Below are 17023 nucleotides of genomic sequence, written 5' to 3' on the forward strand. Positions count from 1 at the left end.
GCAAGGTTCATAATAATATTGGAGAGGTGCCAGAGTGGTAATGGAGCAGATTGCTAATCTGTCAACGCGTAAGTGTTGCCCGGGTTCGAATCCCGGTCTCTCCGCTTTTTTTTTGATAACCTTCGGGGTGTACCACGCTAAGGCGTGGCAGGTCTATGACCGGTCAAAGATGACGCCGAAGGAGTTATTATCGCGCCGCGTTTGGGACGCGGAGGTCGTCACGCTACAGGCGTGACCACCCAAAACTATGACTTATGGTAGTTTATATATTATATAGTCAAAAACGTTCAAGATATTATATAGGTCAAACTAGTGATATCAAAAAAAGATTAGTAAAACATAATAATGGTTTAGTTCCATCAACAAAGGGAGGATCGCCATGGCAACTGATAAAATATTTAGAAGTAGCCGATCGATCAGAAGCATTGAAGCTAGAGAAGAAGATTAAGAAGAGAGGAGCTAAACGGTTTTTAGAAGATAACCAATTCGGGGTGTAGCGTAGCCCGGTTATCGCGCCGCGTTTGGGACGCGGAGGTCGCAGGTTCGAATCCTGCCACCCCGACTTTTTAACAAATCAAATAGTAACAAAAACTTGATAATCGTATGACTATCAAGTTTTTGTCGTTTTAAGGCAATCATTTAATTTGAAATGATTTGATAAAAAAAGGTACATCATAACTTGTAATGTTTTGTTTAAGCATCCGGGATTGCAAAAACATATGGTTTTTTATGCTTAATACTTTTTGATTTAATTTTATATGTTTGTTTAAATAGCTTGCGCAGTTAGGTATTATTACTTTTTTACCTTCCTTCCTCATCCAAATCCCATTTTTAAGCGGAGTAAAATGTTTATTATTTATACAATGAAACCTTAGTTTTAATGGTCTTATTTCCATGTTAAATTACAAGAAGTACAATTCTAAAAAACGAGCATATTTAATTGAAAACTAAATAAGAATATGTCACGCCTCATAACATATTATCCTCTCACTTTTCCATTGGATTTGTGCTAATCATTTATACATAGAGTTCTTACATGGTAGTGGCTTTTCATTTGAGTAAAACCTCTGTAGGTGTTAATTTCAATTATCTGATATTTAGGGTTTTTATAAGATAATTTTTAATTGTATAACAATTGTATTTTTTTGTTAAATAGGTCAAATGGACAGAATTTGTCCATTTGACCTATTAGTTTTGTAGTAATTTCAACAAAATCTCTTGAGTGTTTTTTGAAATTATATGTATGAAATTATAACAAATCTGTAACTGTAAATAACCTATGATATAGATTTTAAATTCAACCCCCCAGAGGAAGCGTTTAATGTTATACTGTCTTTTTACAGTTTTATTACGCTTATAATTGCTTAACGTTTTAAGCAATCATCATGTTCCAAAAGTAGTATGCCTCTTAAGACTTTACAAAATAATAATTGAAAAAGGTTTTAGCCTATATAAATAACTAAAAACTGAATTAATCATGAAAAAAGTAATTTCAATACTAGGGATAGCGGTATTTGCTATAGTATTATTTGCTAATAGCAATAATATAACAAACAACCAGGATTTAGATTTAACTAATTTATCATTAATCAATGTTGCCAATGCAGAAAGCCCTTATTGGCCTGATACGGATCCTTTAAAATGTAGATGTCATAATGATGGTATTTGTTATGGCGGTAACTACATTTCCTTTAGGAAAAAGTGCGCAGAGTTTACAAGTGGTCAAGGAGTTTGTGGTGACCATAGTCCTAATTGTCCATCATAATTAATACGGTATAGAACTACATAAATGACTTGTAGTTCTATACTTTTTATAAAAAAACAGGAAAAATCATGAAGCTAAAGCTATATAAAATCATTCATGTAATAATTCCTTTTTTACTATTTTCATGTATTAAGGAAAATGGTAATTCTTACCGGGATGCTCTATATACAGGAAATACCAATATATTGTTTAATAGCATATCCCTTGATACCATTTCTATAGATGCAAGTAAAACTTCTTTGGTAGGAAGATGGTCCTGCCTGGAAGATAAATTAATTTGGGGAGATTTTTTTTATGGTTTTTTTTACATTTACAACACAAATTACAATTTTGAAAACAAGGTTTTAGGTAGGGGAAACGGACCTAATGAAATTCCATCAAAAAAATGGGTAGATTACGCTGTGCATGAGGATGAAATTTTTATCATAGGTAGTTCTTATGATTATTATATTATAAACAATAAAACCTGGAAAAAGATAAATTCATCAAGACTTAATTTTAGTACAGAGAACACAAATATTAAAGAGTTAGTTAATAACCCAAAACCTCATTATCTTGGTATATATGAAGTTAATTATCCTGGGTTAAATCTTAGCTTTTTAAATTCAGAGACATTGTTGCTTTCAATAACTACAAGTCACCCAAAGATTAACGCCTACACTTCAAGAACATTTTATGACCAAACGAAAAGTATAGCTGTGTTGGATTTAAAGGAAAACAAAATAGTAGATATAATTGGTAATTATTCTCCAGTATATGAAAATTATGAATATATACCTCAATTTAGTAATGTCCTATTTACAGAATTCAAAGGTAAATTAATTATTAGTTTTGAGGCGGATAGCTTGATTTATAATATAAAGAAAGACTATTTTATTACTTCTAAGTTTGGTAATAAAGGTGGAAATATTAGTGCTAGATATCCTGAGGTAACAACTACAGAAAATTATGTAGGTGTTTATAAAACCGATAGGCCAAAATATGGTTATTACAAATATTTAGAACAAATATCAGAAACAGGAATATTATTTAGAGGATATCAAAAAGACAAACCATCTCAAATGGACGGATTGCAAATTTATAAAGACAATACACTAATAGGAGATGTTGATGTACCAAAAGGTTTTAAAGTAATAGGATATATAGAACCGTATTACTATGCTCAATTACCTCCAGATGATTTAAAAGAAGAGTTTATCTTGTTTAAGTTTAAAATAAATAATTAATGAAAATAATACTTTTTTTATGTTTACTACCCGTATTAATATGGGGTCAAACAAAAGATAATATAGATTTAATAGAGCTAGAAATTAAAAATAGAAAGTATAATTTTGGTAACGTAAAACAAGACACTTTAATATCAAAGACTTTTATTCTAAAAAATGTTTCGAAAAAGGACATAGCATTAAATATGTCAAGTACATCTTGTATATGTACCGAAGCAAAGCTTAATAAAAATAAGCTAGCTCCTAATGAAGAGGCTAAATTAATTATGAAGTTTGATACAACTGGTAAAATCGGTGAATCAAAAGTTTATGCGATAATAGATTCAAATACGGAACAACAATTTTATAGATTCTTAATTTTTGGAAATGTTATTAAAAAAGAGTAGTCTCGTTTATATATTATTTACTGTTTTAATATATTCGCTACAGGCTCAAAATGTTGATTATACCCTTAGAGGAAGAATACTTGACCAAGGCCAAACTCCCTTAGAAGGGGCTACAATTATATGTAGCAATAAAGGGATAGGAACTACAACTGATAAAAATGGTTTTTTTAACCTAAGTTTAAGAGCTGCACCAGAAGACGTATTAAGTTTTTCATTTCTTGGGTATAAAGAAAAAAAGATTAATATCCATAGCTTCTTAAACTTACCAAATCTCATTATATATTTGGAGGAAGATACTATAATGCTCGATGAGATAATAGTTGGAAATAAAAATTTAGATGATGAAATATCCCCAAAATATTTTTTCAAAAAAATGTATGAAAGTTTTACTAATAGCCTTCCAAACTATAATTATATATCCAAAGCTTACTATAAAGAGAAGATAAAATATAATGGTAAATATGTACTTTTTGCACAGAGTTTAGGTTATGCTATAAATATGGGAAATTTACATAACGCATCATATTTATCAAGATATAAATTTTTTTATAAAAACACTAAACTAGCAAATATTGATTCTCTTTGGAAAGAAGGGGCTAAGAAAAAATATAACTTAGAATATGATTATTGGTTAAACGGTTCAGCTAATTTAAACCAATATTTAAGACTTATTAAATATGGTGTTTTATCAAAAAAATGGAAAAAATATGATTTTGGACTAGATTCTATTTACTACAAAAACCATCAAAAAGTATATAGGCTGAGTTTTAAAGGAGAAAAATATAATGGTTATATAGATTGTTTTGCAATGGATTTAAAAATTCTTAAAATTAATTATGATACCACTGATTTTCCAACCAATCCCTTTGGTAAATATATAAAAACTAACGTATCGATTTCATTACACTATTTTAATGATAAAGTATTTTTATCAAATATGACATCTTCTTATAATTTTGAAAAAACTTACCATGTCAATACTACAAAAATCATTTCTCAAAAGTTTAACGAGTTTAAAATGACGCCAGATGAATATTGGGGAGCTAATGCAATCTCTAGAAACCCATACATCTTTTATTCTCCAAATGAATGGCAAAGATTAAGGATTGAAAATGATTCAAAAATAGATATTATAAACAGAGATTTAGCACCAAAAACAACTTTAGAAATTCAATACATGAATAACTCAGGTAAATGGTTTTACCCTTCAAATAACAGTTCAAGTTATAAAAATCAATTTTTAAAAAAAATAAAACAAGTTGAGAATAAGTTTAACTTAAATAGATGAGTTTCTTTCTAGTATCATTAACCTGCTCCACAAAGTCTAACGACTTTGAGGTCATTATAACTCCAACAATATTCATAAAAAACGTTCATTTTCAATACTGATTATATTTTGTAATTGATGACTTCTTTAAAACATCTATTACAAGATTATCTACAATTTCGACTTCAATTAACCCGCTAAGTCGGGAGACTTTGCGGAGCGGGGGAACGGGGTGTATAATATCAAACTAATTATAGAATTAAAAAGAGGCTACCTGTAAAAGTAGCCTCTTAAAATTCATTTAAAATAATGTAAGGTTAATTTATGACTAGTTTTTTAGAAGTTAACCGCTCTTGATTTTTAATATTTAAGAAGTAGGTTCCACTAGGTAGTGACGATATATCCAATGATATTTTATTGTTTTTAATTTCTCTTCTTGCGATAAAAACAGATTGACCTATAGTATTATAAATTTCAATATCAGTAAAGCCGTTTTCCCCTTTGTTAAATGTCAAATTGACCATTGAACTAGCTGGATTTGGATACATATTAAAAGAGAAGCTATCAAAATCTTCATTTCCTAATAAAGTATTAACAGCGTCTACCATGGCTTGAACTTCAGATAATATTGCTGGTGAAGAAAAACTATCAGGATTAGCATCTATATAATCCTGATACGCTGTTTCGTTTGCTGGTACAGCGTCTGTTAATCCTGTGATAGTATTTAATTCTGACACTGTTACTATGGCATTGATACTATCTGGATTATCTCCCTCTAAGCCAATTTGAGCTAATACTTCAGCGCCATTATCATCAGTAACTTCTACTGTCCAATCTTCAGAATCAGCATTACCATCACTATCGGTTATAGTGATGATTAGTTCGTAAACATTATTGGTATTGTCATCTGCAGGATTTTCAAAGTTCTGAGCAACCATGCTCACGACACCCGTACCCGAATCAATCGTAAAATCCCCAGCATCCGTTCCACTTAAAGCGTAAGACACAGTTCCTATAGGCGTTCCCGTAATATTAGGGGTTACACTTGTGTAAGCTGCATTTTCAGCTACGGTTGTATTGGCAATGGCATCAATAGTAAAAGAAGCCACTTCAACAACATCGGTAACTTCAACCGTCCAGTCTTCAGAATCAGCATTACCATCACTATCCGTTACCGTGATGATTAGTTCGTAAACATTATTGGTATTGTCATCGGCAGGGTTTTCAAAGTTTTGAGCGACCATACTCACGACACCTGTACCCGAATCAATGGTAAAATCCCCGGCATCTGTTCCGCTTAAAGCGTAAGACACAGTTCCTATAGGCGTTCCCGTAATATTAGGCGTTACACTGGTGTAAGCTGCATTTTCAGCTACGGTCGTATTGGCAATGGCATCAATAGTAAAAGAAGCCGCTTCAACAACATCGGTAACTTCAACCGTCCAATCTTCAGAATCGGAATTACCATCACTATCGGTTACCGTGATGATTAGTTCGTAAACATTATTTGTATTGTCATCGGCAGGGTTTTCAAAGTTCTGAGCGACCATGCTCACGACACCTGTACCCGAATCAATCGTAAAATCCCCAGCATCCGTTCCACTTAAAGCGTAAGATACCGTTCCTATAGGTGTTCCCGTAATATTAGGGGTTACACTTGTGTAAGCTGCATTTTCAGCTACGGTTGTATTGGCAATGGCATCAATAGTAAAAGAAGCCGCTTCAACAACATCGGTAACTTCTACCGTCCAGTCTTCCGAATCAGCATTACCATCACTATCGGTTACGGTGATGATTAGTTCGTAAACATTATTGGTATTGTCATCTGCAGGATTTTCAAAGTTCTGAGCAACCATGCTCACGACACCCGTACCCGAATCAATCGTAAAATCCCCAGCATCCGTTCCACTTAAAGCGTAAGACACAGTTCCTATAGGCGTTCCCGTAATATTAGGGGTTACACTTGTGTAAGCTGCATTTTCAGCTACGGTTGTATTGGCAATGGCATCAATAGTAAAAGAAGCCACTTCAACAACATCGGTAACTTCTACCGTCCAGTCTTCAGAATCAGCATTACCATCACTATCCGTTACCGTAATAATTAGTTCATAAACATTATTTGTATTGTCATCTGCAGGATTTTCAAAGTTCTGAGCGATCATACTTACGACACCCGTACCCGAATCAATGGTAAAATCACCAGCATCCGTTCCGCTTAACGCGTAAGACACAGTTCCAATAGGTGTTCCCGTAATATTAGGCGTTACACTGGTGTAAGCTGCATTTTCAGCTACGGTCGTATTGGCAATGGCATCAATAGTAAAAGAGGCCGCTTCAACAACATCGGTAACTTCTACAGTCCAATCTTCTGTGTCTGAATTACCATTTGTATCAGTTGCTGTAATTGTTAGTACATACACATTATCTGTGTTATCATCTACAGGATTCTCAAAATCACGAGCAATCATACTTACAACTCCTGTGCCCGAATCAATCGTAAAATCACCAGCATCTGTTCCTCCTAAGGTATAAGTTAAAGCTCCAAAGGGGGTATCTCCTGTTATGGCTGGAGAGACGCTAGTATAAGCCGCGTTCTCGGCTACTGTTGTATTAACGATGTCGGTGATAGTGAATTCAGCATCATCATTAGTAAGTGTTACTGCGATGGTTTTATCTGCTAAAGAGTCAAAGGCATCATTACTAGAAGCATCGTTTACGGCAATGGTAATCGTAGCAACATCATTAGTTGTAACGACGTCATTAACTCCTGTAACAGTTACAGTTTGTGGTGCGTCCCAATCAGCATTCGTAAAGGTTAATTGTGCTAATGATACTGTAGCCTCGTCTGTATCGCTGCTGCTGATGTCTAATACGACATTACTTGCAGGTTCACCTCCAAGAACTACCGTGAAGGTATCTGTACCGGCATTCTCAGCTATGGTTAAAGCGGTTGTGCTTACTGTAAAAGAGGAAAGTGTTACCGTACCTTCATCACTAAATGTAGTTCCACAACTTCCATTGGTCAATTGCGCCCTAAATAAGGTTTCGGTAGCGATGTTGGTATAGTTATATGTAGTTGCTGTATTTGAAATATCAGACCAGATAATACCATCATCTGTTGATTGTTGCCATTTCACTACTGTACCGGTTTGACCTGTTAAGGTTAAGGTACCACTATTGGTGGCGGATGCATGTGTAGCAGAACTAACCTGCCCACCCACGGGTGATGTACCGTTCACTATGGTAATTTCTTTAGAAGCTGATGCCTGAGAAGTGCCACAACTTAAAATCTCAAGAACAACTCTATAATAAACAGTACCTGCACTGGCAATCGTTTCGGTTAAAGTTGTAGTTGTATTAGCGATATCTGTCCAATTGGTATTGTCTGTAGACCGTTGCCATTTTTGAACGGTTCCATCTTGTCCGGTCACGTATAACTCCACATCTGCCCCAGCGCAAATTGTAGTGTTTTGTGCAAGAACATTACCTGGATTGAGCTCACTTATAAAAATTGGCGTACTGGAGGTCACCAGACTATTACATACAGAAGGGGCAGTAGAGTTAACAACTGCGCGGTAATAAGTGGTTTCAGTAATATTTGTAACATTTAAACTTGTCGTTGTATTTGCAATAGGAGTTCCTGTAGTAATAAAGTTATCTATAGAACTTTCCCAACGAACCACAGTCCCTGTTAAGCCAGTTAAGGTTAAGTTTGTACTATTGGTACCTGTGCAGACGGTGACGCCTCCACCAGAAATGGAACCACTGGGAGCAGCTTGTATCGTTATATTTTTGGAAAATTGAGGGGCCGAAACAGTAACATCATTAGGCATACTTCCAAATTCTATAATACCAAATATGCTTTGTGTATCGGCAAAATCATTCCAATCACCCGACCCAGTATAAACATGTCCAAAATGTTCAATACCTGAGTTATTTGGCTCATTATTTCTCCAATTTTGATAAACCCCAGGTACTCCAGTTCCATTACCATTTCCTGTTGTTAGTTGTGTGCCTTTTTCTGGCCCCGTTACCCAATAGAAATTTCCTTCTGCGGCACTTTGATTTGCGTAAACTGTATTTCCAAGAGCATTATTTATTTGTGTAAAATCATCAGAGGCACCCATCCATGAATTTTGACCAACCAATCTAGAAACAAATGTATTTTCAGCTTCACTGGTTAAAGTTACCAGGTAACCTTCTCTACCATAATAGGATGTACTAGAGGCCGTGTTCTGTGAATTTGTCCAACTAGATTGTGTGTCTGTCAACCTATAAAAATGTCCATTTAAAGGATTGTAGTAGGTCTCTCCAGCCGCAAAAGATATTTGACGCGTTTCTGGAGAACAAACATCACCGGTTGTGATAGTTACAGTTCTTAAGAATGTTTGCCATTCTGCAGGAGTTGTTGTTCCGTTAAAAACAATAGATCTAGTTGTTGCGTTCCACGGTGTTACCGTAATTCCAGATGGTAAACTACCAGTATAGCTTAGTTGATCATTAGTGGAATATGAATCAATAATAGAGACTGTAAAGTCTGTTATATTTTCAGAAGCCGAAACCGTTAAACTAGGGGCTACGGTGCTTGCTGTATTAGAAGTAATAGAGGTTTCCGATGCAGAACCACTAACTGTAATTTGTGCTTGTATACTATACTGCATTCCTAAAAAAAGCAGAATTATAATTAATGGTTTACTTAATTTTTGTCTAATTGTTTTCATGAATATGTTGTTTTTACTTACTATTTTCGTATGTAAATATATACAAAAATAGATGAAATGCAAATAAATCGGATAAAAAGACATTTTATAATTAAATTGTAGGAAATTTTAGCATGTAATAAAACATGTGTGATATTTTACTAATACTACTTGTTAAACGGAATAATTTAAGTTCTACTTATTGACACTTGAAATTATTAAAAGAAGCTACTTAGAAGAGCGCTGTTAAATATTTCTTGAAGAATATGAATCTTTATATAATGATATTTTCAGATCGTTTGATTGCTTATTATCTTGGTGTGTATTTTATCACACTTACCCGAGTTCCAGAAGAAAGCATATACAATGAACAAATTGTTTTAGCTAGTTTTTAATAATAAGGGGCATTATAGAAATCCTATAGAAACTGTACCCAAGCTTTTAGAATATACCAGCTATCAATAATACAAATCTATGCAGGAGTCGTTGAAACCTAAATAGGCGGGGACATAGAAAACTTGCTTGAACGTTTTAAATAAAGAAATACCAAATAGCTTAAGCTAAAAAACAAGTGCATTTCCTTCTGTAATTCAGTACATTAAAAATCACTATTTAAAATAATTCTAAATAAGTTTTGCTAAATGAATTATGAAATATACATTTGCTTCCAAATTGTTATTTATACTAAGTCTAAATAAAAATAAATGAAAACCCAATTTACTTTAACCTTAATTTTATTATCCATTACTTGTTCTTTTGCTCAAACAGGAAAAATAAAAGGGACAATTAGCGATAACTCTCAGACTCCTTTAATGGGAGTTAATATTTTAATTAAAAACACGACCCAAGGCACACAAACTGATGAAAATGGAACCTTTGAGATTTCAAATATTTCTAATGGAGACTATGAACTTATGGTTTCATATATAGGTTTTAAAACCAAAGAAATTTCTTTTAGTATTGCCAATGGAGAGGCTAAAGAGGTAATGCCTATTATTTTATATGAAGGGAACGAAATTTTAAGAGCGGTTGTAGTAGAGGGAGAACGCAGAAACAAGTTTTCAAGAAAGAAAACGGCTTACGTCTCAAAATTGCCGCTTAAAGATTTAGAAAATACACAAGTCTACAGTACTATTACTTCTAATTTATTAGAATCGCAAGTAGTAACGAATTTTGAAGATGCACTTAAAAATGCCGTAGGGGTTGAGAAACTATGGACATCTACAGGACGGGGAGGAGATGGAGCTGGGTATTATTCCTTACGAGGCTTTTCTGTACAGCCTCAATTAGTAAATGGTATTCCAGGTCTGACCAACGGAACTATTAACGCTGCCAATATTGAGCGTATTGAAGTCATAAAAGGGCCTTCAGCTACACTATTCGGTAGTGCAGTTACCTCTTATGGAGGTCTTATAAATGTCGTTACAAAAAAGCCATATATTGGTTCGGGAGGTGAATTGTCTTTTACTTCTGGAACTTATGGCTTTAATCAATTAAGTGGAGATTTTAATACATCCTTGGATAAGGATAATAATATTTATTTTAGATTGAATACTTCCTATGCTACAGAGCAGAGTTTTCAAGATGCTGGTTTTAGAAAATCCTTTTTTGTTGCACCATCGCTTTCTTATCGTGTAAACAATAAGTTATCATTCTCTTTTTACGGCGAAATTTCGCAAGCAGAACAAACCAATCCAATGTTTTTGTTTTTAAATAGAAGTGCACCTACCCAATCTGCCAATTTGGACGCATTGAACTATAACAATAAGTTATCTTTTACTAGCAATGAACTAACATTGGAAAACCCCACCCAAAATTATCGTATAGAAATGGATTATAAGCTTTCTGATACTTGGCAATCACAAACAATACTGTCAAAAAGTTCTACATCTACAAAAGGATATTACTCTTATTTGTTTGATTTTGGAGTTTTGGGCAACGATACTTTTTCCCGTTTCATTAGCAAACAGAATTCTAATACACAAACTACAGACATTCAGCAGAACTTTATAGGTGATTTTAAATTTGGAACATTACGCAATAGGGTCGTTATAGGAGTAGACTATTTCAATTCAACATTGACGAGCAATGATAGTGATTTTGTCTTCTATGGAAACATAACACCCGAAGGTGGGAGTAGTGGAGACAACCCTTTTACGCCAGATGTAGAAACGGATGCGTATCCACTATCAACAGCAGGGGTAGATGCTATATTGGAATCTCAAGCAGTTGCCAATATAAAGTCTAAAAACCATACCTATAGTGCCTATATTTCTGATGTGCTTAATATATCATCTTCACTTTCAGTAATGGCAGGAATACGATTGGATATATTTGACAATGAAGGAGATTTGGCAAACCCAGAAGATGATTATGATCAGACAACCTTTTCTCCCAAATTTGGAGTTTTATACCAACCTATAAGAGAAAAATTATCAGTTTTTGCCAATTACCAAAATGGGTTTACAAATGTCGCTCCTGTATTGGTTGGAGACCCTAATAGTAGTCCACAAACCTTAAAAACCTTTGATCCCGAACAAGCCAATCAATTGGAGTTTGGTATCAAAACCAATTTGTTTAGTAACCGTCTCAATGCGACTATAAGTTATTATGATATTAAAGTTAAAGACCGCGTTATTACAGACCCCACTTCACCATTTAATAAAATTCAAGGAGGTGAGGTAGAAAGTAGTGGTTTAGAGATTGAAGTGAACGCCAACCCAATTAAAGGATTGAACATTAAGGCAGGCTATAGCAATAATGATAGTGAAACTACAAAATCTGATAATACTGAGATTTTGAACAGAAGACCGTTAGAAGCTGGTCCCGAAACACTATATAACTTTTGGGCAAATTACGAATTTCAACAAGGAAAACTAGATGGTTTTGGTTTCGGTCTTGGTTTTAATGGAGCCAGTGAACGCTTTGCTATAAACTACGCGTCTACAGGGGAATTTATTCTTCCAAGCTACACAGTGGCAAATGCATCTATTTTCTACCAAGTTAATAAATATCGAATTTCCCTGAAATTGAACAATGCCTTTAATAAAGAATATTACAAGGGTTGGTCAACCATTACTCCGCAGACTCCAAGAGCGCTTTATGCCAATTTTACCTATAGATTTTAATTTGCCTCAAATAATACAATGGCCTTGGAATATTTATTTACCAAGGCTGTTGTTTGAAAACATCATATTATGCTCACAATAACAATAGCACTTTTCTGTTTAGGTTTCTTTTTGCTCTCACTTGCATCAAAAAGAAATAGGCTGGAAGTACCTCGGTTTTTACAGAAGGTAACCAAGACTAATAATACTGTTATCAAAATCGTAGGAACTGTGGTTCTAATCAGTGGTTTTGTTCTTCTCGGAATTTTAGAAGGTTTTGGCACAGGGATGTTTTTTGGGCTCATATTACTAATGGTAATTGCTAGTTTGGTCGTTCTGCTAAGCCCCTTAGAATGGATTGGTTACAAAGGGATGTTTTTAGTTTTTACCTGTTTATTACTTCTAGAATTAACCCTATAGATCATGCCTGCAAACCAAAAATATTTAACGCATTCTGGCTGGCATCGTTTTGCGAAGCTCTTATCTGGTATACTGGGAGGGTATATAATTGCCGCCCTTTTTCATATGGCACTTGCGCTTTGGCTTCCTGGACATAAAAATGTTCTTATAACCTCAGCCTATGGCATTTTTATAATTTGGTGTGTTTTCATGTTGCTCCCTTTTTTATCAAAAAATGGATGGAAGGTCATGTTTATTTATATGGCGATTATTTTTCTTTTGAGTCTTGTCGTCTACTATGGTAACATACATCATCCTATACCTACTTTACGATGAGCAAAAGGAATTACAATGTTTTCTTCCATACACATACGGTAAGTGGTATCGTTATAAGTGTTGCGCTTTACATCATTTTCTTTGCAGGCGCTTTTGCATTGATAAAAGATGAGATTACAGCTTGGGAAAAAGGAGATTTGATAAGAACTGAAAATTCATCGGATATCGATTATGATAGATTAATTTCCTCAATTAAGGAAGAGGGATATCATTTATATGGAAGGGATATACGAATGATATTGCCAGATGCTAAACAAGAAATCTATGTGCTTTTAAGTAAATCACAAGATACTACCATCGTAAACCAACCCGGCAAGAATTATTACTTTAATATCAATGCTAATACATATAAATATTCCGAATACTATGCCTTCTACAGTTTAGGAGAATTGCTGTATCGATTACATTTTTTTAGTCAGATTCCCAAATTTGGAATCTACTTAGCGGGTTTTGTAGCTCTGTTTTTTCTTTTTGCCATAGTAACCGGTGTTATAGTTCATTGGAAAAAGATAATTAGTAATTTTTATGTTTTCCGTCCAAAAGAAAAATTAAAGACGGTTTGGACAGATGCGCATACAGCATTGGGAATTATAGGGCTTCCCTTTCAGTTTGTATTTGCAGTTACAGGTTGCTTTCTGTGCCTGTCCGCGTTGGTATTACTACCTGCCAATTACCTATATAACAACAATACAAAGCAGCTATCTGAGGAATTACGTCCTATGACCAAAACATACATAATCGGGTCTGAAGCTGATAACATTCCTAGTATCAATCCTTTTATGGATAAAACCCTTGCGAAATGGGAAACTTTTATGCCTACCCAAGTCTACATAAGAAACTATGGGGCTACCAATATGAAGTTTCAAGTGGATGGGGTATTGGATACCCAGAAAAAATTCTTGGGTAATGGTAGGTTAGTTTATGATGTGTTATCTCAAAAATTAATAGAAGAGAAAGATCCCTATAAAAATGATTATCTGGAAGATGTAGAACTTACTATAAGGCGTTTGCATTTTGGTGATTATGGGGGACTGCCTTTAAAGTTTATTTATCTTGTTTTAGCATTTATCACCTGTTTTGTAATCATTTCGGGCGTATTAATTTGGCTGGAGGCTAGAAATAAGAAAAGCGTTCCGGCATCACAAAAACTCTATAACCGGAAAGTAGGTCATATCTATCTTGCCATATGCCTAAGCATGTACCCGATAACGGCATTTACCTTTATTATTGCCAAATTGATTCCCAGAAGTTTAGATTCCGCCAGACAAACCATTTTATATAGTATTTTCTTTTTAGGTTGGTTATTACTTTCTGTTGTTTTTAGGTTTATGAGGGATAATTACAAAATCAATAAATACAGCCTTGTATTGGGTGGCATTTTTGCATTTTTAATTCCAATAGCTAATGGAATATCTTCAAAAAACTGGTTTTGGAAAATGTATAAAGATGAACAATATGCCATTTTGAGTATTGATTTGTTTTGGATAGTTATAGGATTGGTCTCTGTATTTATCCTTAAAAAATTAAAACGTCCAATTCCTAAAACGCAACACGATATACTAAAAGAAGAGGCAATAAAAGAATATCGAAAAAACAATTTAACAACGAATAGAAACTTAAAATTTATGAGAACAAAAATTTCAATTTTATGGCTGTTTTTGGCAGTCGGTTACATTGTGCATCACATCTATGGACTTTTTGGTGTTTACTATAATGAAAGTGTTATGATAGAAGGCTCGGATGGTATTGTTCCCTTAAATCATCATATCTGGCGTATCATCCTTGAAGGATTGGCGTTACTATTTTGCTTATTGACGTTAGAACTATCGAAAAACGGATTCAAATGGACCGCTTTTATCTGGGCGTTGTTAGCAGGCCTCTTTAATGTGTATCATTTTATAGCATCTTTACTCTATGAGATTTCCAACATTTCAGAATTACTTATTCTGGCTATGATGGTAGTAGCAAATACATTTTTAATCCTAAGCATTAACAAATGGATTAAGGAACCGGAATGATTTTGTTTTTGTTAAAAAAACAATTTTTAAATTTGAGTTAGTTTGTAAAGCTCCTTTTTGATATCCAAAATAGGGGCTTTTTTAGGGGTTAAAAATGCTCAAGAGTACTATAAGGTATTCTTATTTATGCCTCCCATCAATTTTAAATAATGCCAAACCAAATTGAAATTTGACTTATCATTATGATTATAATTAAGAGTTGTAAAGACTTCTAAAGTGTTCAAGGTCGGCTTTTCGCTATCTTGAAATCCATTTAAGAAGGTTTTAATTATATGGTAATCAAGTTTCATATTCTAATTCAGTTCAATCGGTAAAGTCATACCATAGTCTTCATCGGCTATAATTGTAACTGGTAAATTAATACTATTGTTGTCCACCTGACTCCAAATAAATTTTAACCAATCCCCAACCACATCAGATAATACATCATTCACTTCAAAGCTTGAGTCAAAGGGATTCATAAGCGGTACAGCGGGTTTTAAACCCTCTGGAGTATGAATTATATTAATTAGATCAGCAGAACCCTCAATTGCTTTATTCAAAACATATAAATCAGGACCAGATAGAGATACTCGAACTCCAAAAGTGCCTTCACCATCTTGATTAGGAAAAATCATTAGTTCAACGCTTTTAGTCTTCTCAGGCAAAGATTGTAATGTTGCATTTAGATTTTTTATTGCACTTGATGAATTTTCATCTAATACCTTTCTTAATTCTATTTTGTATTTGTTTTCTTCCATGTTGGTTTAATTGCACATAACTACTAGTGTAAGAAACGTAGGATAGTTAATAAGAACTTTCGTTTCGGTTTATTACTTAGCTAAATATAAATATTTTGCTTTTATCTTTTCTACTATAAACGCCAAATTTTATATTTAGTGGACTTTGTTAATAGACACAGACCTTTCGATTAAGAACAAACGCCCTATGTTTTTTATTGTTGTAGCACGTTATTTATTAAGTATTATATTTTCAATTACAAGATTATCTTTCTTAGACTGCACGTGTTTTGAGTTTTGAAGCAGTATATGAGTTTTTAATGAAGGAAATATTTGAGAAGCTCTTTTAATCATTTTTACTCCGGGGAACATTATATCATTTTTTGCTCCAATTAAAGTTATTGGCGTTTTTATTGAATTGGCTTTTACTTTTTTTATTATTGGCACAGGTGTAAAATCCATATTAAAATGTAAGAATACTTTTGATAAATATTTGATTGCAAATTCGTCACGTTCGGTGAAAACTTGGGATAAAAATTTTTCAACATATTTGATTTTCTTTGTTTTCATAAACCTTTTCATTGGAATAAATATTTTGAATAAAGCTTTTAGTGGATTTCCATTAACAATGTAAGCAGGTGCAGACAAATAAACTTCTTTGATTTTACTTTCATTATATTCAAGAGTTTTTAATATGACTAATCCGCCAAATGAAAAACCAGCCATAATAACATTTTCAATTTTTAGAGAGTTAATTATTTCATTTATCCATCTTCCATATGAATCATCTTTCATATTCAATCTAGTTTCAGCACTTTTATTTGGTTGCGCTAAAACATCAATAGCATAAACTCTAAAATTCTTATACAAATTAGGATATGTTTCAAGAGCAATTGGTGCACAACCATTAGACCCGTGAACAATAATAATTGGAGGGTTTTTAGAACCTCCACTAATGATAATGTTTGTTTTTCCGTATGTGGTATCAGCAATTTTGTATTGATATTCGATATTCAATTCTTTTAATTTCAAATCATAAAGATTTAAAATTTCATTTTTTCCTTGCTCCGATTTATATAATGAATCCATTTTAGTTACTT

General features: G+C 33.5%; 12 protein-coding genes and 2 tRNA genes. 10 read left to right on the forward strand and 4 right to left on the reverse strand.

The genetic code is table 11. The annotated features are described in order from the left end of the window. Positions 1–20: 20 nt before the first annotated feature. The 7 genes from C1H87_RS21615 (at position 21) to C1H87_RS21650 (ending at position 4665) form a co-directional block, all read left to right on the forward strand. Positions 21–104: transfer RNA gene (locus C1H87_RS21615), tRNA-Ser, on the forward strand. A gap of 150 nt (positions 105–254) precedes the next feature. Beyond that, positions 255–497: a GIY-YIG nuclease family protein gene (locus tag C1H87_RS21620; protein ID WP_102757813.1), complete on the forward strand. Its 243-nt coding sequence runs from the start codon at positions 255–257 to the stop codon at positions 495–497. Beyond that, a tRNA-Pro gene (locus C1H87_RS21625) sits at positions 488–562 on the forward strand. The genes C1H87_RS21620 and C1H87_RS21625 overlap by 10 nt, the downstream gene beginning before the upstream one ends. A 915-nt stretch (positions 563–1477) precedes the next feature. Then, positions 1478–1765: a hypothetical protein gene (locus C1H87_RS21635; RefSeq protein WP_102757815.1), complete on the forward strand. Its 288-nt coding sequence runs from the start codon at positions 1478–1480 to the stop codon at positions 1763–1765. Between the two features lie 68 nt (positions 1766–1833). Then, positions 1834–2991 (forward strand): hypothetical protein, encoded by a 1158-nt coding sequence (locus C1H87_RS21640; protein WP_102757816.1) that lies wholly within the window; start codon positions 1834–1836, stop codon positions 2989–2991. Beyond that, positions 2991–3377, forward strand: a complete 387-nt coding sequence (locus tag C1H87_RS21645; RefSeq protein ID WP_102757817.1) for a DUF1573 domain-containing protein — start codon at positions 2991–2993, stop codon at positions 3375–3377. Before C1H87_RS21640 ends, C1H87_RS21645 begins: the two co-directional genes overlap by 1 nt. Next, entirely contained in the window at positions 3358–4665 is a 1308-nt protein-coding gene (locus C1H87_RS21650) for a carboxypeptidase-like regulatory domain-containing protein (protein ID WP_102757818.1), read from the forward strand. The genes C1H87_RS21645 and C1H87_RS21650 overlap by 20 nt, the downstream gene beginning before the upstream one ends. Before the next feature lie 296 nt (positions 4666–4961). Here the strand turns inward: C1H87_RS21650 and C1H87_RS21655 are convergent, their stop codons facing one another. Then, positions 4962–9365 carry a T9SS type A sorting domain-containing protein gene (locus tag C1H87_RS21655; protein WP_158655317.1) on the reverse strand — a complete coding sequence of 1468 codons (4404 nt, stop codon included), beginning with the start codon at positions 9363–9365 and terminating at the stop codon, positions 4962–4964. A gap of 683 nt (positions 9366–10048) precedes the next feature. Here C1H87_RS21655 and C1H87_RS21660 point away from each other — a divergent pair. The 3 genes from C1H87_RS21660 to C1H87_RS21675 all read left to right on the forward strand — a co-directional run bounded on the left by C1H87_RS21660 (position 10049) and on the right by C1H87_RS21675 (position 15204). After that, on the forward strand, positions 10049–12472 hold the full coding sequence (locus tag C1H87_RS21660) for a TonB-dependent receptor (RefSeq protein WP_102757820.1): 2424 nt from the start codon (positions 10049–10051) through the stop codon (positions 12470–12472). Positions 12473–12541: 69 nt separating this feature from the next. Further along, a complete protein-coding gene (locus C1H87_RS21665; RefSeq protein ID WP_102757821.1) occupies positions 12542–12871 on the forward strand; it encodes a DUF3325 family protein in 330 nt (109 codons plus the stop codon). Positions 12872–13182: 311 nt separating this feature from the next. Beyond that, positions 13183–15204: a PepSY-associated TM helix domain-containing protein gene (locus C1H87_RS21675; RefSeq protein ID WP_102757823.1), complete on the forward strand. Its 2022-nt coding sequence runs from the start codon at positions 13183–13185 to the stop codon at positions 15202–15204. A gap of 107 nt (positions 15205–15311) precedes the next feature. Here C1H87_RS21675 and C1H87_RS21680 read toward each other — a convergent pair whose 3' ends face one another. From C1H87_RS21680 to C1H87_RS21690, 3 genes are all read right to left on the reverse strand, one after another. Then, positions 15312–15494, reverse strand: a complete 183-nt coding sequence (locus C1H87_RS21680) for a hypothetical protein (RefSeq protein WP_102757824.1) — start codon at positions 15492–15494, stop codon at positions 15312–15314. A gap of 3 nt (positions 15495–15497) precedes the next feature. Continuing rightward, positions 15498–15944: a DUF6389 family protein gene (locus C1H87_RS21685; protein WP_102757825.1), complete on the reverse strand. Its 447-nt coding sequence runs from the start codon at positions 15942–15944 to the stop codon at positions 15498–15500. 210 nt (positions 15945–16154) lie between these two features. Continuing rightward, positions 16155–17012: an alpha/beta fold hydrolase gene (locus C1H87_RS21690; protein WP_102757826.1), complete on the reverse strand. Its 858-nt coding sequence runs from the start codon at positions 17010–17012 to the stop codon at positions 16155–16157. Between the last annotated feature and the right edge of the window lie 11 nt (positions 17013–17023).

Origin of the sequence: Flavivirga eckloniae (genome assembly GCF_002886045.1) — a bacterium.
GTDB classification, from domain to species: Bacteria; Bacteroidota; Bacteroidia; order Flavobacteriales; family Flavobacteriaceae; genus Flavivirga; species Flavivirga eckloniae.